The sequence below is a fragment of the Pseudomonadota bacterium genome, from assembly GCA_016195085.1.
Lineage (GTDB): Bacteria > Pseudomonadota > Alphaproteobacteria > SHVZ01 > SHVZ01 > JACQAG01.
In genome coordinates, this window is the sequence record JACQAG010000039.1 from 1 (window position 1) to 18,052 (window position 18,052).

Sequence of the window (18,052 nt, forward strand, 5' to 3'; positions counted from 1 at the left end):
CTCAACAACAAAATCCGCGTCATCCAGCGCCGCGCCTACGGCCTGCGCGACCAGGAATATCTCAGACTGAAGGTGCTGACTTGCATGCTGCCGACGCTCTAAAGTTCCCAAAATCACCCACACAACTTCCGGAAGACCCATAATTTTATCGCAGATCCAAAGGATCCCGGCCGTCCCCATGCTCCGCCGACCAATCGAGAACCCGAAGCTGCAGGAGGCGGTGAACCGACTGGTTGCCGCCCTGCAGCCGCGCGCCGTCATCCTTTTTGGCAGCCGCGCACGACGCGCCCATCGACCGGACAGCGACTACGACCTCCTCGTGGTTTCGGATCAGCTTCGTGACTATGACGAAGTCTATCGGCCGGTTGCAGGCCGTGGTCTCCACTGCGAAGTCGTCCCATGCACGGCTGAGACGTGGAGAGAAGCGAGCCTCGACGCCGGCGGCGTTCTCCGCGCCGCGCTCGACGAGGGCGTCCTGATCTATGGCGAACCCTAAGCGGGTCGAAGCCTTCCTCGCCATGGCGGACGAGGATCTCGGTGCCGCGAGCATGCTGCTGGCGTCATCGACGCGGATCGCCCGCTATCACGTCCAACAGAGTGCGGAAAAGGCGGTGAAGGCTCTCCTCGAGCACCGAGGCTTGAACCCCGGTCGCGAGCACCGCTTTGAATTCCTAGCGGAGATGTTACCCGAATCCGACATCTGGCGGGCCCGCATTAGAGACCTCGATCTGCTGTCACCGGCCGCTACGACATATCGTTATCCCACTTCCGAAGGGCGAATCCTCCCTCCACCCGAGAGGGAACCAATCCTGCGCGAGATCGCTATGGTGAGGCAATCCATTCAGGACGTCAGGGCGGCGGTCAGTTAGACCGTATCCGTGGAAATCGTCTCTGACTCCAATACCTCCGGCACCGCCTCAGCCGTAAGCTGGCCGGCCAGACATCTATGCGGCCTGAACCGCGGCCTGCTGGACGTGGAAAAAGCTCTGCCAGAGCGGGTTTGCACCGAACACTGCATCAAAATCACGTCGCGGCCTCATGTCACCGAGCGACCATGATAGGGCTCGCCGTCCGGCGGCGTTTACAATGAAGTCTGCTACTTCCATTGCTTCATCACCACGCGCCTTCGACATGAAGCCTTGATGTACCTTCACTGTTTGGCCATTCACCTTAACAAATGTCGGACCGAAGTAGCGCTTCACGAACCGATCTCCACGCTTGGACTCTTCGTGGATGAACGCGACCTCAATCAACGTCGGCTGGCATCGAGAAGCTAGCTCCGCGCATCTCTTGCGGATTGCACCTGGCATGATCTCGTAAGCGATGCGATTTGCGGGCAGTTGGGTTCCACCGGTCATCGTTACCGCAAACCGTCCAAATTCCTGCCTCCGGAAGAACTCCCCAATCGCGCTCAATTGCGCCTGGGAAGCGGTACGCATGTCGGAGGCGTGCAATCTCACGTCAGCCCCACCGAAATACTCTTCCTTCAACGCTCGCCATGGCGTCCTCAGGTAAGCAGCGATTGCGCCCGCCATGATCGCGCATCCACCGAGCCCAAAAACCGGGTAATTGGGGTCAGCAAACGACTCATGCCCGGTCTCATCGACGAAAAACATGAGGCAATGCGGATGGACCCTTAGAACCTCTTCCATGAGTTATCTCGTTTCGACTTGCTTAATGCGGCGGATATTATCGTATTTCGTGCTCATTGATTCCTCTACGCCTAACAGACCTATTCCCTAATCCCTCCCCCCGAATCGCATCCGGCGCCCAGGGTGCCCCCGGGCGCCGGATCGTTATCCAGCCTCCGACGCCTGGCGCGTCCGCACCAGGCGCCGGGCCCCCGCCCCGAACTCGTCAGCTACAGCCGCTGGTCCCTCCGCAGCTATCGCACTTCATGCAGGTGCCGTTGCGCACCAGTGTGAAGTTGCCGCATTCGCCGCAGCTGTCGCCTTCGTAGCCCTTCATCCTGGCTTCGCGGATCCGCGAGAGCTTGCCGTCGACCGCGGCCATGACCGCTTGGCTGACTTGCACCGACGTCACACCGGCCCCGTTGACCGCCGCCGCCAGCCCGTTGGCGCCATGGGCGTGCGCGTGGCCGTTTCCGCTGGCGGCACCCATCGCCACGGTGGCGGTGGCCGTTGTCACGTTCGCCTCGCTGGCGATCATCGTCGTGCCGTTGCCGCCGCCACCCACGGCATGGCCGACCGCATGTGCAACGGTCGTATGACCGTTGGTGCCGTTCTTCCCGGCCCCGCCATGGAGCACGGTGAAGGTGCGGACGTCCGTGCGCACGAAGCCGCGGCTGGCAACCTTGCCGACATCGATGTCCTCGGGCTCGTTGAGCGCGCCTTCGGAGACACCCTTGCCGATGGCGCCGGGCAACAGGTCTTCCGGCTGCACATGGGCTAGATCGGTGCGGTCGAGATAGGAGATGGCGAGCTCGCGGAAGATGTAGTCGAGGATCGAGGTCGCCATCTTGATCGCCTGGTTGCCTTCGACCATGCCCGAGGGCTCGAAGCGGGTGAAGGTGAAGGCCTCGACGAACTTCTCCAAGGGCACGCCGTATTGCAGGCCCAAGGAGACGGCGATGGCGAAGTTGTTGGCCCAGGAGCGGAGTGCGGCCCCCTCCTTGTGCATGTCGATGAAGAGCTCGCCGACGCTGCCATCCTCGTATTCGCCGGTGTGGAGATAGACCTTGTGGCCGCCGACGGTGGCTTTCTGGGTGTAGCCCTTGCGCCGCTGCGGCAGCATGCGGCGCTGGGCGCGGCGCTCGATCACCCGCTCGACGATCTTCTCCACCACCAGGGAGGCGCGGGCGGCCAAGGGTGCCTCGGCGATCTCCTCGGCGAAGTCGACCGCGTCGTCGTCGTCCAGAAGCGAGGCGGACAAGGGCTGGGAGAGCTTGGAGCCGTCGCGGTAGAGCGCATTCGCCTTCAGGCCCAGCCGCCAGGAGAGCATGTAGGCGTTCTTGCAATCCTCGACCGTGGCCGCGTTCGGCATGTTGATGGTCTTGGAGATGGCGCCGGAGATGAAGGGCTGGGCGGCCGCCATCATGCGGATGTGGCTCTCGACCGAGAGCGAGCGCGTGCCGGTGCGCCCGCAGGGGCTGGCGCAGTCGAACACCGAGAGGTGCTCGGGCTTGAGATAGGGCGCACCCTCGACCGTCATGGCGCCGCAGCAATAGATATTGGCGGCTTCGATATCGGCCTTGCTGAAGCCAAGCGCCAACAGCATGTCGAAGCCGGCATCGTCGAGCTGCTCCGATGACAAGCCCAGCTTCGCCTTGCAGAAGTCTTCGCCAAGCGCCCATTTGTTGAAGGCGAACTTGATCTCAAAGGCGCTGGCGAGGCCCTGCTCGAGCTGCTCGAGCGCGGCATCGGTGAAGCCCTTGGCCTTGAGGCTCGCGTGGTTGATCCCGGGTGCGGTCTTGAGGGTGGCGTGGCCGACGGCGTAGCGGACGATCGCCTCGATCTCGCTCTGGGGATAGCCAAGCGCGGCGAGCGCATCCGGCACCAGGCGGTTGATGATCTTGAAGTAGCCGCCGCCGGCGAGCTTCTTGAACTTAACGAGAGCGAAGTCCGGCTCGATGCCGGTGGTGTCGCAATCCATGACCAAGCCGATGGTGCCGGTGGGTGCGACCACGGTTGCCTGGGCGTTGCGATAGCCGTGGATCTCGCCCAATTCCAGCGCCCGGTCCCAGGCGCGGCGCGCGGCGTCGACGAGAGCCGCATCGGGGCAATTGGCATGGTCCAAGGGAACGGGACGGATCGCCAGGGACTCATAGCCGTCGCGCTCGCCCCAGGCGGCGCGGCGATGGTTGCGGATGACCCGGAGCATGGCCTCGCGGTTGCCCTTGAAGCCGGGGAAGGGACCGATCTCGGAGGCCATCTCGGCCGAGGTCTCATAGGCGATGCCGGTCATCAAGGCGGTGATGGCCCCGCACAAGGCGCGGCCCTCGTCGGAATCGTAGGAGAGGCCCGAGGCCATCAGCAGGCCGCCGATATTGGCGTAGCCCAAACCCAAGGTGCGGAACTCGTAGGAGAGCTCGGCAATGGCGCGGGACGGGAACTGCGCCATCATGACCGAGATCTCGAGCGCCACCGTCCACAGCCTGGTCGCATGCTCGAACTCGGCGACGTCGAAGCTGCCATCCTCGCGGCGGAAGCCGAGGAGATTGAGCGAGGCCAAGTTGCAGGCGGTGTCGTCCAAGAACATGTATTCCGAGCAGGGATTGGAGGCGTTGATGCGCCCCGACTGCGGACAGGTGTGCCACTCGTTGATGGTGGTGTCGTATTGCAGGCCGGGATCGGCGCAGGCCCAGGCCGCCTCGCCGATCTCTTCCCAGAGCTCGGCGGCCTTCACTGTCTTCGAGATCTTGCCGTCGGTGCGGCGGATGAGCTTCCAGTCGCCGCCGTCGAGCACCCGCTCCAGGAACTCGTTGGTGACGCGCACCGAGTTGTTGGAGTTCTGCCCGGAGACGGTGAGATAGGCATCGGAATCCCAATCCGTGTCGTAGGTCGGGAACTCGATCTCGGTGTAGCCCTGACGCGCGAACTGGATCACGCGCTGGACGTAGTTCTCCGGGATCATCGCCTTGCGCGCCGCGATGATGGCGCGCTTCAGGGCCTTGTTCTGCTTCGGCTGGAAGCGCTCCTCGCCCCTTGCATCGGCAGAGGGTCCCTCGCTGCAGGTCTTGATGATGGCGTTCATGTGCAGGTTGCAGAGGCGCGAGCCGGAAACCATCGCCGCCACCTTCTGCTCCTCCACCATCTTCCAGCGGATATAGGTCTCGATATCCGGATGGTCGATGTCGACGGTCACCATCTTGGCCGCGCGCCTGGTGGTGCCGCCGGACTTGATCGCACCCGCGGCACGGTCGCCGATCTTAAGAAAGCTCATGAGCCCGGAAGAGCGGCCGCCGCCCGACAGCGTCTCGCCGTCGCCGCGGAGCTTGGAGAAGTTGGAGCCGGTGCCCGAGCCGTATTTGAACAGGCGGGCTTCCCGCACCCACAGATCCATGATGCCGCCCTCGTTCACCAGATCGTCGGAGACGGACTGGATGAAGCAGGCATGGGGCTGCGGATGCTCGTAGGCCGAGGCCGATTGGGTGAGCTTGCCCGAGCGGTAGTCGACGTAGTAATGGCCTTGCGCCGGACCGTCGATGCCATAGGCCCAATGCAAGCCGGTGTTGAACCATTGCGGGCTGTTGGGGGCGCAGAGCTGGCGGGCCAGCATGGCGCGCATCTCGTCGTAATAGGCGCGCGCGTCCTCCTCGGAATCGAAATAGCCGCCCTTCCAGCCCCAATAGGTCCAGGTGCCCGAAAGGCGATCGAACACCTCCTTGGCCGAGCGCTCGTGGGTGGTGCGCAATTCCGGCTCGAGCTTGGCCAGCGCCTTCTCGTCGGGCACATGGCGCCACAGCCATGACGGCACCGCGTTCTCTTCCACCCGCCGGCGCTTGGTCGGCACGCCCGCCTTGCGGAAATACTTCTGTGCCAGCACGTCGGAGGCGACTTGGCTGTAGAGGGCGGGGATCTCGATATCGCTCAGGCGAAAGACGACCGAACCATCCGGGTTTCGGATCTCGCTGGTGGTCGTTCGGAACTCGATTCCAGCGTAAGCATCCTTGCCTTCGGTCGTGAATCGCCGCGCGATACGCATGAGCCGCCCCTCCTGAAACCACAATATCTTGTGTTGATGGAGGGGAGGTTACGCTAGATCTGGGAGGGCTGCAAGGGTGAAATTAACCAAAAATCAACGATCGTAAATGCGTATAGTCTTCTTTAAATGTTGTACTGCAGCATAGCCGTGTAATCGACTGAATCGGCTGTCACATTTGGATTGGAAAGAATGGCCGCGCGTGCGTACGCGGCAACCGGCTTTGCCCGGTTTTTCGCCCTGTTTTGCCGTCGTCGACGGCCTTCTTGCTCGCTCCGTTCGCAACCGGCCAAAGGCGACCCCCATCGAGGCTGGAACAGTGAGGGCGGCCAGTCTGCCACAACCGCCGGCCCAAGCAACTAGATTTTGTGGCAGAAATGTGGAGCTGCCCAAATGCTACAGATAAGTGCCTATTTTCGTGCGATTCTTTCTTTGATATCCACAGCCCTCGCGATCGCCCGGCGATACACCTGGGGCAGCTTGATCGAGGCGAGTTCGGAGAGGGCGAACACCTGGGCCCGGCGGTGTTCGGGGCTGACCCGGAGCCCCTCGATTCCGCCCGCGACCCAAGCCCGGTAGCTGACGATGAAGACATGACGCCCGGGGATCACCTCGAAGAGCTCGCTCGTCAGAATCTCCTGCCCATCGGCGGCGAGGCCCAGCTCTTCGGCGATCTCGCGGGCGAGGCATTCCTCCGGCCTCTCGCCCGGCTCCAGCCGGCCGCCGGGGAGCTCCCATTCCAGCCGCTCATTCTCCAGCAGTACCACCCGGTCCCCCTCGAGAATGACCGCCTTGATCGACACGGGATAGCGCACGTCCATCGCCCGCCTGATAGCACGGAATTCTGCGTTGCCCCCACCTGTCGCCGTTGCCCCCACCTGTCGCCGTCGCCCCCACCTGTCGCCGTCGCCCCCACCCCAGCCCTCCCCCGCTATGAAGCGAGGGAGGGAGCAAGAGCACCGCACGCGTGACTCCCTCCCCCACCGACGGTGGGGGAGGGTCGGGGTGGGGGCAACCTTGCCGATGCAAGCGGGGGCAACCTTGCCGATGCAAAATGTTGCTGCCATAGTCCGGCCCGCATCGGCGTTGCGGCGTTGGAACTCGAGAATGAGCATCAGCACCAAGCTCTATACCTGGCTCCACGGCGCGCTCGTGGGCACCGACCAGTTCGGCAATCGCTATTACCGGGCGAAGAGCGGGGCCAAGCGCAGCGACCAGAAGGAGCGGCGCTGGGTCATGTATGAGGGCATGGCCGAGGCAAGCAAGGTGCCGCCGATGTGGAATGCCTGGCTGCACCACACGGTGGATGCGCCGCCCACCGACGGCGGCCGGGCGCCGCCGAAATGGGTGAAAGAGCACGAGCCCAACCTGACCGGGACCGCCGCCGCCTACCGCCCGCCGGGCGATCTCATGAAGGGCGGGCATCGTTCCGCCGCCACCGGCGACTACGAACCCTGGCAACCGAGCTGAGGACGGCCCCATGGGGCGTAACCTGATCGAAACGGTGATGGGCGCCGTGGTGCTGCTGGTGGCCGCCGGCTTCCTCGCCTTCGCCTACAGCCACTCCAATCTGCGCAGCGTGCAGGGCTACAATTTGACCGCCAGGTTCGAGCGCATCGACGGGGTCAATCCGGGCACCGATGTGCGCATCAGCGGCATCAAGGTCGGCACCGTGGTGAGCGAGCGGCTCGATCCCGAGCGCTTCCAAGCCATCGTCACCTTGACGATCGATTCCTCGATCAAGCTGCCGGCCGACACCATCGCCGAGGTGGCGACCGAAGGCCTCTTGGGCGGGCGCTTCATGGCGCTGGTGCCGGGCGGGGCCGATGAGATCCTCAAGCCGGGCGATGAGATCAAATACACGCAATCGCCGATCGACGTGGTGCAGCTCCTCGGCCGCTTCATCTTCTCCATGGGCGAGGCGAGCCAGCAGAAGCCGGGCGCCGGACCGCAGAAGCCGGCGCCGTAATCTGCCGGCGCCGAATTTCGTCGATGCCTGATGCCCCCACCCCGGCCCTCCCCCACGCTTCGCGCGGGGGAGGGTGTCGAAGTCTCGGCCTCCTGCCCCCTCCCCCGCCTCAGAGCGGGGGAGGGCCGGGGTGGGGGCATGTCGGCGCCATCGCGCTCGCGTGTCTGGTACTGCTCCCTCGCGCTTCGGCGGCGGCGGAGGCGGCGGCGGTGCTGCAGGGGTTGGACAAGGTGACGGCGCGGGTCTCCACCTTCGAGGCGCCGATCGGGCGGATGGTCAAGTTCGGGACCCTCGAGATCACGGTCCGCACCTGCCGCAAGCGGCCGCCCGAGGAGCCGCCGGAGAGTGCGGCCTTCCTCGACATCGCCGAGCGACCCCCGGGCGAGAACCCGGTCATGCGCTTCACCGGCTGGATGTTCGCCTCCAGCCCCGGCCTCAACGGACTCGAGCACCCCGTCTACGACGTCTGGGTGCTGGACTGCCGCCCCGCGTCCTGAATCATCTTGTCGACCCAGGGCCAGTCATCGGCCTCGGTGGGAAACACCGCGGGGATGGCGAGCGCCCCCGCCAGCCGGCGGCGATATTCGGCGCGGCCGATCTCGAAGGCCCCGAAGCGCTCGAGATGCCGGGTCACGAACTGGCTGTCCAACAAGACGAAGCCGCCATGGCGCAGGCGGGCCACCAGATGCGCCAGCGCCACCTTGCTCGCATCCGCCACCCGGCTGAACATGCTCTCGCCGAAAAAGGCGCCGCCGAGCGCCACGCCATAGAGACCGCCGACGAGCTCGCCCTCGAGCCAGGCCTCCAGCGAGTGCGCATTGCCTTGCTCGAAGAGGGCGGTGTAGAGGCGAACGATCTCGGCATTGATCCAGGTATCGGGCCGCTCCGGCGTCGGCTCGGCGCAGCCTTCGAGCACGGAGGCGAAATTCGTGTCGCAGCGGACCTCGAATTGGCGGCGCTTCAAGGTCTTCTTCAGGCTCTTCGCGAGGTGGAAGCGGTCCAAGGGCAAGATGCCGCGCCGGTCCGGCTCGATGAACACCAGATTGGGATCATCGCGCCGCTCGGCCATCGGGAACACGCCCACGGCATAACCCTGCAGCAGCAGCTCCGGCGTCAAGTCGCTGGTCATCCGGCCAGCGATCCGAAAGGGCTCACCACGGAGGCACGGAGAACACGGAGAGGAATCCGACGGCCGCGCAAGGCGCGGCTACGATTCTCATCTCCGCGATCTCCGTGTCTCCGTGGTGAATTCATCCTCGATGAATTCTACGCGCCCTTGGCGGTTCCGGCGACGAAGCTTTCGAGCCAGTGGATGTCGTAGGCGCCGTCGATGAAGCGCTGGTCGGCGAGCACGCGCACATGCAAGGGAATGGTGGTGTCGATGCCGCCGATCACATACTCGCCGAGCGCGCGCTTCAGGCGCATGAGACACTCGTTGCGCCCCGCCCCGTGCACGATCAGCTTCGCCACCAGGCTGTCGTAGTGCGGCGGCACCCGGTATCCCGGATAGAGCGGGGAGTCGATGCGCACGCCCAAGCCGCCCGGCGCGTGGTAGTCGGTGATGGTTCCGGGCGAAGGGCGGAAGCTCTCGGGATGCTCGGCATTGATGCGGCACTCGATGGCGTGGCCCTGGAAGCGGATGTCGGACTGGCCAAAGCCGAGCTTGGCGCCGCTCGCCACCCGGATCTGCTCGCGCACGAGATCGATGCCGGTGATCATTTCGGTGACCGGGTGCTCGACCTGGAGACGGGTGTTCATCTCGATGAAGTAGAACTGGCCGTCCTCGAACAGGAATTCCAAGGTGCCCACACCGCTATAGCCCAAGCGCCGCATGGCCTCGACCGCGCCGGTGCCGAGCTTGCCCCGCTGGTCGGCGTTCAAGGCCGGCGACGGCGCCTCCTCCAGGAGCTTTTGATGCCGGCGCTGGATCGAGCAGTCGCGCTCGCCCAGATGCACCACCCCGCCCTGCCCGTCGGCCAGGATCTGCACCTCGATATGGCGCGGATGGGCGAGATATTTCTCCAGATAGACGGCATCGTTGCCGAAGCCGGCCTTGGCTTCGCTCTTCGCCAGGCGCAAGGCATCGGAGAGCTCCGCCTCGCCGGCGGCCACCTTCATGCCGCGGCCGCCACCGCCGGCGGTGGCCTTGACGATCACCGGATAGCCGATGTCGCCGGCGAGGCGCTTGGCGACACCGTCATCGGTGATGGCTCCTTCCGAGCCCGGCACGCAAGGCACGCCGAGATCCAGCATGGCGCGCTTGGCGGTGATCTTGTCGCCCATGAGACGAATGTGCTCCGGGCTCGGGCCGATGAAGGTGAAGCCGTGTTCCTTCACCATCTGCGCGAAGGCGGCGTTCTCGGCCAAGAAGCCGACGCCGGGATGGATCGCATCGGAATTGGTGATGGTGGCCGCCGACAGGATCGCCGGAATGTTGAGATAGGAGTCGCGCGCCGGCGCCGGGCCGATGCAGACACTCTCATCGGCCAGGCGCACATGCATGGCATTGGCGTCCGCGGTCGAATGCACCGCCACGGTCTGGATGCCCATCTCGCGCGCCGCGCGGTGGATGCGCAGCGCGATCTCGCCCCGGTTCGCGATCAAGATCTTTTCGAACATGGGCAATGAGTGCTCGCGGCAAACGCTAAGGTGCGGACCCGACCGCTCGCTTCCCTCTTGCCGTCATGCCCGGACTTGATCCGGGCATCCATCGCAGTCCGACACGATGGATTGCCGGGTCAAGCCCGGCAATGACGACTAAAGAGTGAAAGGTGAGCAGGTGCACCACGACGCTAATCGATGACCATCAACAGCTCGCCGAACTCGACCGGCTGACCGTTGCCGACGGCGATGCGCTGGATGGTGCCGGCGCGGGGGGCGGGAATCGGGTTCATGACCTTCATCGCCTCCACGATCAGCACGGTCTGGCCTTGACGGACCTTGTCGCCCTCCTTGACGAAGGGTGCCGAGCCGGGCTCGGCCGAGGCATAGACGGTGCCGACCATGGGCGAGAGCAAGGCACCGGGATGATCGGAGCCGAGCTCCTCCGGCTGGGATAGGGACGCCACGCTCGGGACGGGATTGGCGATGATGGCGGCGGGGGCGACATGCGCCACCGGGGCCGGCGCCTTCGCCACCCTTAGGCTCCAGTCCTTGGCCGCATATTCGATTTCGGTGAGGCCGGTCTCCTCCAGGAGCTGCGCCATGCGGCGCACCAGCGCCTCGTCGATCTCGCGGGTCATCAGCCGCGCCCGTTCGCGGTCTGGAGCAGCCGTTGAACCGCGTCCAGGGCCAAGAGGTAGCCATGACCGCCGAAGCCGCAGATGACGCCCTTCGCCACCAGGGAGATGTAGGAATGGTGGCGAAACGGCTCGCGCAGAAAGATGTTGGACAAATGCACCTCGATGACCGGCAGCTCGGTGAGCTTGAGCGCATCCAGAAGGGCGACCGAGGTGTGGGTGTAGGCGCCGGCATTGAGGATGATGCCGTCGGCGCCGCCACGACCTTCCTGCACCCAAGTCACCAGCTCGCCCTCGAGATTCGATTGGCGAAAGTCGATGGTGAGACCCAGCTTGTGCGCGTGCTCGCGGCAGGCTTCCTCGATGTCGCCCAGGGTCTCGCGTCCATAGATGTCCGGCTCGCGCATGCCCAACATGTTGAGGTTGGGGCCGTTGAGCACGAGGATCGTGGGGGTCTCGGCCAAGGTCTGTCATCGCCGCCGGTTGATGGCCTCGGCCTTATACCATGATCGGCCTATGGTGCAACGCAACAGAGCAGTCGGCCACGGCACGGACTTGCTGCGCCGGCCCGATTTCGCCGATGCTGTGATTCAAAGCAGGAGCCACGTTGATTGCCATGGACGACGCCCGCCCCGAGACCCCACCCACCCGCGAATCCCTGGAGCGCCTCGACCGCGCCGATCCCTTGGGCGGCATCCGCGATCGCTTCTATCTGCCGGCGGGGGTGATCTACCTCGACGGCAATTCGCTGGGGGCCTTGCCGAAGACGGCTCCGGTCCGTGTCGCCCAGGTGGTCGAGGAGGAATGGGGCCGGCACTTGATCGGCGGCTGGCGCCGGGATGGCTGGATGGATTATCCCGAGCGTCTGGGCAACAAGATCGCGCACCTCATCGGCGCCGGTGCGGGCGAGGTGATCACCGTCGACACCACCTCGGTCAATCTCTTCAAGCTGATCGCCGCGGCGCTGACCTTGCGGCCGACGCGCAAGACCGTGCTGTCGGACACCGGCAACTTCCCCTCCGATGTCTACATGGCGCAAGGCCTGATCGAGCTCCTCGGGGCCAAGCATCGCCTGAAGCTGGTGGAGGAGGACCAAATCGAGGCGGCGATCGACGGCGACACCGCCTTGGTCATGGTGACCCATGTCAACTACAAGAGCGGCCGCGTGCACGACATGGCGGCGATCACGCGCGCCGCGCAAGCCAAGGGCGCGCTCATGCTCTGGGATCTCTGCCACTCGGCAGGCGCGGTGCCGGTCAACCTGACGCGCGCCGGCGCCGACCTCGCCGTCGGCTGCGGCTACAAATTCCTGAATGGCGGCCCTGGCGCCCCCGCCTTCCTCTACGTGGCCCAGCGCCACCACGACCGCACCCGCCAGCCCCTGACCGGATGGCTCGGCCATGCCGATCCCTTCGCCTTCGACTTGGCCTACCGGCCGGCGCCCGGCATCCTCCACTACAAATGCAGCACGCCGCCGATCGTGGCCCTGGCGGCCCTCGAATGCGGCGTCGACATCATGCTGGAGGCGGGGATGGATCGGCTCCGCCAGAAGTCGATGGCGCTCGGCGACCTCTTCATCCGGCTCATGGACACGCGGCTTGCAGACCGCGGCTTCCGTCCGGCCTGTCCACGGAACGCCGAAGCGCGCGGCAGCCAGGTCTCCTTCCACCATGATGCGGGCTACGCGATCATGCAGGCCTTGATCGAGCGGGGCGTGGTCGGCGACTTCCGCGCCCCGGACATCATGCGCTTCGGGCTCACCCCCGCCTACACGCGCCATGTCGACATCTGGAATGCGGTCGAGATCCTGGCCCGGATCATGGACACCAAGGCCTATGACCGGCCGGAATGGCGGGAGCCGAGCGGGGTGACGTGAGCGGGGTGCAGCGTCCGGCGACCCGCCTGAGCTAACGTTCCGCGTCGACCGCCGACAGCACATAGTCGTTGAAGACCGTCCGCGGGACGAGGCCTGACAAGCGGTCGTTTCCATAGTAGAGACCCGCCGTGACGACGACGACGAGGTCGAGCTTCGGAACGATGAAGATGCGCTGTCCGCCCTGGCCCAAGGCTCCCACCCAATCGATCAACCGACCGGATGCGAGCGAGCGGCCCAGCCAGAACTGATAGCCATACGCCTCGCCGGAGCTCGTCTTTATCTGCGGTGCCGTGGCAGCATCGATCCACGCCTCCGACACCACCTGCTTGCCATTCCAGCGGCCGTGGTCGAGCACAAGCTGGCCGATCTTGGCCATGTCCCGCGGGCGCATCCAAAAGCAGCACCAGTCTTTTGGATCGCCGTTCGGGAGGATCGTCCAGGCCACATCTGAGATGCCCAGCGGGTCTAAAAGCAGCGATGCCGCCAGCGCATCGAAGCGCTTGCCGGTCACACGCTGCAGGACGGCACCGATCAAGGCCGTTCCTCCACCGCTGTAGTTCCAGACCGTTCCTGCCGGGTGGACTACGGGCTGTCCGAGCACGTAGCGGTATGGAGCGAGGGAACGATTGAGTTCGTTCTCATTCGTGAATGGCGCCTCCTCGCTCCAGTAGAGGCCCATGGACATCGTCAGCAGATGCCGCATGGTGATGCGGTCCTTTTCCGGAGTGCGGAGATCGGCATAGTCCGGGAAGAAGGAAAGCACGGATTGATCCACATCGGAGATGAGGCCGCGGTCGATGGCAACGCCCATCACCAAGGAGGTGACGCTCTTGGTCATCGAGCGCAAATCGTGGGTGGTGGCCACATTGAAATCGACGATGCCCGGACCATTCCGACCCTTCAGGTCATAAGCAGCAAAGTAGTGTTCAAAGGCGAGCTTGCCGTGGCGCACCACGACGACGCCGTGCAGATTGGCCTCTTTCCATTCGTCAAACCTCGTCACCAGCGCGCAGAGCTTGCCGCCGTCCAGCCCGACGCTCTCCGGAGTCGCCACCTGCCACTGATCATCGCTCGCGACCGGCGGTGCGCACACCGTCTCAGCGCGCGTCTCATGGACGGCGAAGCCGAGGCCGAGGAGCAAGACGAGAACGAATGCGCGCATGGCCACTCCTTCTGTACGGAGCGCGCGGAAGCCCACGGCAGGATTGTAGCGAGGATCATCAACAACCGCCAATTGCATCCTCGCGGGTGCTGCCTATACTTGCGCGGTGCCGCGTTCCCAGCTGGAGGTGACGAACATGAAAACGTCGGCTGGCGCACTGAGGTATAAAAGGACGGCGAAGCACCCCACGCTTGCGGTCGTCATTGTCGCCATCTCCCTCCTGTCGCTCTCTGTACCTGCCAAGGCCGACTGCAACCCACCGCAGGAAGGCCTGGATTGGCCGATAGCAACGCCGGAGAGCGTCGGGCTCAACCGGACGACGCTGTGCGCACTGGTGGACAAATTCGATGCGTGGACCACTTCCGAGCTGCACTCGGTTCTTGTCGTGCGGCATGGCAAGCTCGTCTTCGAGCATTATTTCACCGCAACCTTCCAAGACCAGCGCATCCAATACGACGCCGAGCGCAAGAACGACATGCGCTCCATCACCAAGAGTGTGACATCTCTCTTGCTCGGTGCTGCGATTGACCGCGGTTGGGTCGCAAGCATCGATCTGCCGGTGTTGTCCTTTTTTCCGGAATACGCCGATCTCGCCACCCCGGAAAAGGAGCGCATCACCATTCGACATCTGCTGATGATGGCTCATGGATTGGAGTGGGACGAAAGGCGCCCATACTCGGATCCTACCAACAGCGAGATTGTGATGGGGCGTTCGCCCGACCCATATCGCTACGCACTGGAGCAGCCAGTCGCCAAACCGCCGGGAACGGTCTTCAACTACAGTGCAGCATCTTCCGCTCTGATCGCGGGCATGCTGCGCAAGCAGACCAATCGACCCCTCGATGCTCTCGCCCGGATCCTGCTTCTCGATCCTCTGGGGATCGCGAGTGTCGAGTGGTATCGGTACAGCAATGGCCATCCCGCCGCCTCATACGGCCTGATAATGCGTCCGCGCGACCTCGCGAAGATCGGCCAGCTCGTGCTCGGGCGCGGCCTATGGAACGGCACGCAGATCGTGTCATCGGCATGGATCGATGCGGCTACGGCCCCGCAGATCCAGGTGAACGCGTTTGGCACCCCGCAATACGGCTATCAATTCTGGTTGGGCTACTCCGTCTCCTCGGACGGGAAGCGCAAGGTGGACTGGAGCGCCGGCTTGGGGCTTGGCGGACAGCGCGTCAACATCATGCCGTCCCTCGATCTCGTCGTGGTCATAACCGCCGGCCTCTACACGAGCTCCCTGCAGTCCACCGTACCGACCATCATCCTCAGCAACTACGTGCTTCCGGCGGTCGAGTGATGCGCTGATTTAGGAGATTTGCGATGGGCGTGCGCATGGAAACTCGATTCCTTCGGACATTCGCGCTCCTTGGCGCTCTTGGTGCGGTCGCCATCGCGGCGGTGCTATCGGCGTCTGCAGCAGCGGCGGGTGAGCTCGTCCACTTTGACTTGGATTGGAAACAGCCGAGCCAGTGCGAGCGTCTGGGCTACCTGGCGCGGCCTCAGGGCGCCGGGACCCACCCGGCGATCATCGTGCTGCATGGCAGCTCGGGCTTCGCCCCGGAGACGGTGCTCTGGGCCGAGCGGTTGGCGTCTTGGGGCTATGTCGGCCTTGCGATCGACAGCTCCGAGGAGACCTGGGGCAGGGATTGCGGTCGGGGCCAGTTCCGCCAGACCTTCGATGCATTGGCCGCGCGACGATTCCTGATCGAGCAGCCCTATGTCAGCGCCGGACGCATCGGGGTCATCGGGTTCTCCATGGGCGCCGGTTCGGGGCTGGCTCTAATGGAGCGCCGCTTGACTGACCAATCCATGCAGGCGGTCGTCGCGGTCTCACCCCCCTGTGCAGGCCGCGCCGGCATCGTGCGCGGGCCGACCTTGATCCTGATCGGGGAGCTGGATGAGCTGACGCCGGCTGCGGCCTGCCGCGACATGATGGCGCGGCGCAATGACGAGGGCGCCGAGCTGCGTCTCCTGGTCTATCCCGAGGCCCACCACGGGTTCACGGCCCCGTCCCTCAAGCCCGGACGACGGTGGGGCAATGGCTGGATCGAATACAACGAGGCTGCGGCGAATGCCGCGATCGAGGAGACGCGCCGCTTCCTGCAGGCGACGCTTTCCGAGGCGGCCCACTAGGTCAAGCGCCGGCGTTTCTCAGGCTGCAGCCGCCGAATGCCCCCACCCCGTCCCTCCCCCACGCTGACGCATGGGGGAGGGAGTTTTAAGACGCAGGTTTATCGCCCTCCCGCACGCATGTGGGGGAGGGACGGGGTGGGGGCGTCAAACGGTGATTACCCCACCCAATGGGCGATCGCGCGGATCATCTCCTCGCCCACATAGATGAGCGCCAGGTTCCACAGCACGGCGGGGATGGCGAAGAGGGCGGCCACCGCGATCGCCGCACCGTCGCGCTGGATGAGGCCGAGCGCCATCAGCGCCAAGGCCCAGGCCGGCGGGAAGTTGCCGAACGGGATCGGCAGCGCCAGCACCAGGCCGACGAGGCAGATATAGAATCCCACCAGGCGATCCAGGACAGGAGTTGCCGGGCCGACGAGGCGCGGCCGGATGCGCCGTTCGCACCAGGCGAGCACCGGCCGGGCGCGCGCGAGCAGGTTTAGGAGCCCTGCCCGCGGCAAGGAGCGCCGGCCGAGCCAGCGGGGCAGCCAGGGCCTGGGATAGCCCAGCGCCATCTGGAGCGCGACAAAGATGAGCGGCACGCCGGTCAAGGTGGAAAGCCCGGGAAGGCTCGGACCGGGCACGCCGTTTGGGATCGCGAAGATGAAGATGAGAAAGCCGTAGGTGCGGTCGCCGAGGCCCTGGACGATCTCCTCCAAGGTGACCCGCGGCGCGTCCGATGCCGCCAGCACCCGGGCCAGGATCTCCGATGCGGGTTCCGCCGCACCGCCCGATCCGGGCCGAGCGGACGACGCGGTGCCGGCGCTCATGCCGCGGCGGCGCGCCAGCGCGGGATTTCGACGTCGCGGTGGATGGAGACGCTCATCAGGAGGCCGCAGCCGATGAGCAAGGTCAGCATGGCGGTGCCGCCATAACTCACCAGCGGCAAGGGCACGCCCACCACCGGCAACAGGCCCATCACCATGGCGATGTTGATGAAGACGTAGAGGAAGAGCTGGGCGGCGATGCCGATCGCCACCAGCCGGCCGAAATGGCTGCGCGAGCGGAGAGCGATCGCATAGCAATAGACCAGGAGCAGCATGTAGAGGCCGAGCAGCGCCAAGCAGCCGACCATGCCGAACTCCTCGGCCAGCACGGTGAAGATGAAGTCGGTCTGCATCTCCGGCAGGAAGTGCAGCTGGCCTTGGGTGCCGTTGAGCCAGCCCTTGCCGAAGAGCCCGCCCGAGCCCAAGGCGATCTTCGATTGCAGGATGTTGTAGCCGGCACCCAAGGGATCCTGCGAGGGATCGAGGAAGGTGTAGATCCGGCGCTTCTGATAATCGTGCAGGAAATGCCAGGCGACCGGCACGACGGAGCCGGCCAAGACCGCCCCCAGCACGAACTTCCAGATGCGGACGCCGGCGGCGAAGAATATGATCGCCGACCCCGCGGCCAAGAGCATGGCGGTGCCGAGATTGGGCTGGCGCAGCACCAGCGCAACCGGCATGGCGATGAGCAGCACCGGGGGAATCAGCATGATCGGGCGGGCCACCTGATCCAAGGTCAACCCATGGAAGTAGCGCGCCAGCGCCAGCACCAGGGCCACCTTCATCAGCTCCGATGGCTGCAGCTGGATGACGCCCAGATTGATCCAGCGCTGGGCGCCGCCGCCGATATGGCCGACGACGTCGACCACCACCAGGAGCAGGAGGGCCGCCAGATAGATCACATAGGCCAGACGCAGCCACATGCGGATGTCGACCAGCGCCATCAGGAACATGGCGATGACGCCGATGCCGAGGCGCAGCACCTGCTTGGCGGCCCAGGGATCCCAGGCGCCGCCGGCGGCCGAATAGAGCATGGCGATGCCGATGGCGGCGATGCCGGAGACCAGCATCACCAGCCCCCAGTTCACCATCACCAGCTTGCGGAGCAGCGAAAGATCCGGTGACCGTTCGCTGAGTTCCTGCGCCACGCCGCCTCGCGTTAACTATCGAGACTGTCGATAAGCCCCGCCGGCCTTGGTTTAG

Annotated in this window: 19 protein-coding genes; 9 read left to right on the forward strand and 10 right to left on the reverse strand. The window is 65.0% G+C overall.

Annotation, left to right across the window (positions count from 1 at the left end):
* The 3 genes from HY058_11715 to HY058_11725 all read left to right on the forward strand — a co-directional run.
* On the forward strand, positions 1 to 102 hold a 102-nt coding region (locus HY058_11715; protein MBI3497961.1), incomplete at its 5' end, for a transposase.
* 76 nt (positions 103 to 178) lie between these two features.
* Positions 179 to 496 carry a nucleotidyltransferase domain-containing protein gene (locus HY058_11720; protein ID MBI3497962.1) on the forward strand — a complete coding sequence of 106 codons (318 nt, stop codon included), beginning with the start codon at positions 179 to 181 and terminating at the stop codon, positions 494 to 496.
* Entirely contained in the window at positions 483 to 869 is a 387-nt protein-coding gene (locus HY058_11725; protein MBI3497963.1) for a HEPN domain-containing protein, read from the forward strand. Before HY058_11720 ends, HY058_11725 begins: the two co-directional genes overlap by 14 nt.
* 75 nt (positions 870 to 944) lie before the next feature.
* On the opposite strand, the gene HY058_11730 is transcribed toward HY058_11725, so the two are convergent.
* From HY058_11730 to HY058_11740, 3 genes are all read right to left on the reverse strand, one after another.
* A complete protein-coding gene (locus HY058_11730) occupies positions 945 to 1,652 on the reverse strand; it encodes a DUF3800 domain-containing protein (protein ID MBI3497964.1) in 708 nt (235 codons plus the stop codon).
* Positions 1,653 to 1,857: 205 nt separating this feature from the next.
* The gene (locus tag HY058_11735) at positions 1,858 to 5,664 is read right to left on the reverse strand and encodes a vitamin B12-dependent ribonucleotide reductase (protein MBI3497965.1); all 3,807 of its coding nucleotides are present in this window, start codon (positions 5,662 to 5,664) and stop codon (positions 1,858 to 1,860) included.
* A gap of 407 nt (positions 5,665 to 6,071) precedes the next feature.
* Complete coding sequence (locus tag HY058_11740; protein ID MBI3497966.1) at positions 6,072 to 6,482, reverse strand: NUDIX hydrolase; 411 nt, start codon at positions 6,480 to 6,482, stop codon at positions 6,072 to 6,074.
* Between the two features lie 286 nt (positions 6,483 to 6,768).
* Here HY058_11740 and HY058_11745 point away from each other — a divergent pair, with 286 nt between their 5' ends.
* Genes HY058_11745 through HY058_11755 form a run of 3 tightly spaced genes read left to right on the forward strand, consistent with a single transcriptional unit; the run spans position 6,769 to position 8,127 of the window.
* Positions 6,769 to 7,131: an NADH:ubiquinone oxidoreductase subunit NDUFA12 gene (locus HY058_11745; GenBank protein ID MBI3497967.1), complete on the forward strand. Its 363-nt coding sequence runs from the start codon at positions 6,769 to 6,771 to the stop codon at positions 7,129 to 7,131.
* Between the two features lie 10 nt (positions 7,132 to 7,141).
* Positions 7,142 to 7,630, forward strand: a complete 489-nt coding sequence (gene mlaD / locus HY058_11750; protein ID MBI3497968.1) for an outer membrane lipid asymmetry maintenance protein MlaD — start codon at positions 7,142 to 7,144, stop codon at positions 7,628 to 7,630.
* Positions 7,631 to 7,653: 23 nt separating this feature from the next.
* Positions 7,654 to 8,127: a DUF2155 domain-containing protein gene (locus HY058_11755; protein ID MBI3497969.1), complete on the forward strand. Its 474-nt coding sequence runs from the start codon at positions 7,654 to 7,656 to the stop codon at positions 8,125 to 8,127.
* Here HY058_11755 and HY058_11760 read toward each other — a convergent pair.
* From HY058_11760 to aroQ, 4 genes are all read right to left on the reverse strand, one after another.
* Positions 8,088 to 8,759 carry a leucyl/phenylalanyl-tRNA--protein transferase gene (locus tag HY058_11760; protein MBI3497970.1) on the reverse strand — a complete coding sequence of 224 codons (672 nt, stop codon included), beginning with the start codon at positions 8,757 to 8,759 and terminating at the stop codon, positions 8,088 to 8,090. The two genes, HY058_11755 and HY058_11760, sit on opposite strands and share 40 nt — an antisense overlap.
* Before the next feature lie 137 nt (positions 8,760 to 8,896).
* Positions 8,897 to 10,249 carry an acetyl-CoA carboxylase biotin carboxylase subunit gene (gene accC / locus HY058_11765; protein ID MBI3497971.1) on the reverse strand — a complete coding sequence of 451 codons (1,353 nt, stop codon included), beginning with the start codon at positions 10,247 to 10,249 and terminating at the stop codon, positions 8,897 to 8,899.
* Positions 10,250 to 10,422: 173 nt separating this feature from the next.
* The gene (locus HY058_11770; protein ID MBI3497972.1) at positions 10,423 to 10,872 is read right to left on the reverse strand and encodes an acetyl-CoA carboxylase biotin carboxyl carrier protein; all 450 of its coding nucleotides are present in this window, start codon (positions 10,870 to 10,872) and stop codon (positions 10,423 to 10,425) included.
* A complete protein-coding gene (gene aroQ, locus HY058_11775; protein MBI3497973.1) occupies positions 10,872 to 11,333 on the reverse strand; it encodes a type II 3-dehydroquinate dehydratase in 462 nt (153 codons plus the stop codon). Before aroQ ends, HY058_11770 begins: the two co-directional genes overlap by 1 nt.
* Before the next feature lie 152 nt (positions 11,334 to 11,485).
* On the opposite strand from aroQ, the gene kynU reads away from it, so the two are divergent.
* On the forward strand, positions 11,486 to 12,745 hold the full coding sequence (gene kynU / locus HY058_11780) for a kynureninase (protein MBI3497974.1): 1,260 nt from the start codon (positions 11,486 to 11,488) through the stop codon (positions 12,743 to 12,745).
* Positions 12,746 to 12,776: 31 nt separating this feature from the next.
* Here the strand turns inward: kynU and HY058_11785 are convergent, their stop codons facing one another.
* On the reverse strand, positions 12,777 to 13,979 hold the full coding sequence (locus HY058_11785; GenBank protein ID MBI3497975.1) for a serine hydrolase: 1,203 nt from the start codon (positions 13,977 to 13,979) through the stop codon (positions 12,777 to 12,779).
* Between the two features lie 64 nt (positions 13,980 to 14,043).
* Between HY058_11785 and HY058_11790 the strand changes: the two genes are divergently transcribed.
* Entirely contained in the window at positions 14,044 to 15,207 is a 1,164-nt protein-coding gene (locus tag HY058_11790; GenBank protein ID MBI3497976.1) for a serine hydrolase, read from the forward strand.
* A gap of 35 nt (positions 15,208 to 15,242) precedes the next feature.
* Positions 15,243 to 16,043: a dienelactone hydrolase family protein gene (locus HY058_11795; GenBank protein MBI3497977.1), complete on the forward strand. Its 801-nt coding sequence runs from the start codon at positions 15,243 to 15,245 to the stop codon at positions 16,041 to 16,043.
* Between the two features lie 155 nt (positions 16,044 to 16,198).
* Here the strand turns inward: HY058_11795 and HY058_11800 are convergent, their stop codons facing one another.
* Both HY058_11800 and rodA read right to left on the reverse strand, forming a co-directional pair.
* A complete protein-coding gene (locus tag HY058_11800; protein MBI3497978.1) occupies positions 16,199 to 16,852 on the reverse strand; it encodes an exopolysaccharide biosynthesis protein in 654 nt (217 codons plus the stop codon).
* Positions 16,849 to 17,940 carry a rod shape-determining protein RodA gene (gene rodA, locus HY058_11805; protein ID MBI3497979.1) on the reverse strand — a complete coding sequence of 364 codons (1,092 nt, stop codon included), beginning with the start codon at positions 17,938 to 17,940 and terminating at the stop codon, positions 16,849 to 16,851. Before rodA ends, HY058_11800 begins: the two co-directional genes overlap by 4 nt.
* Positions 17,941 to 18,052: the final 112 nt, after the last annotated feature.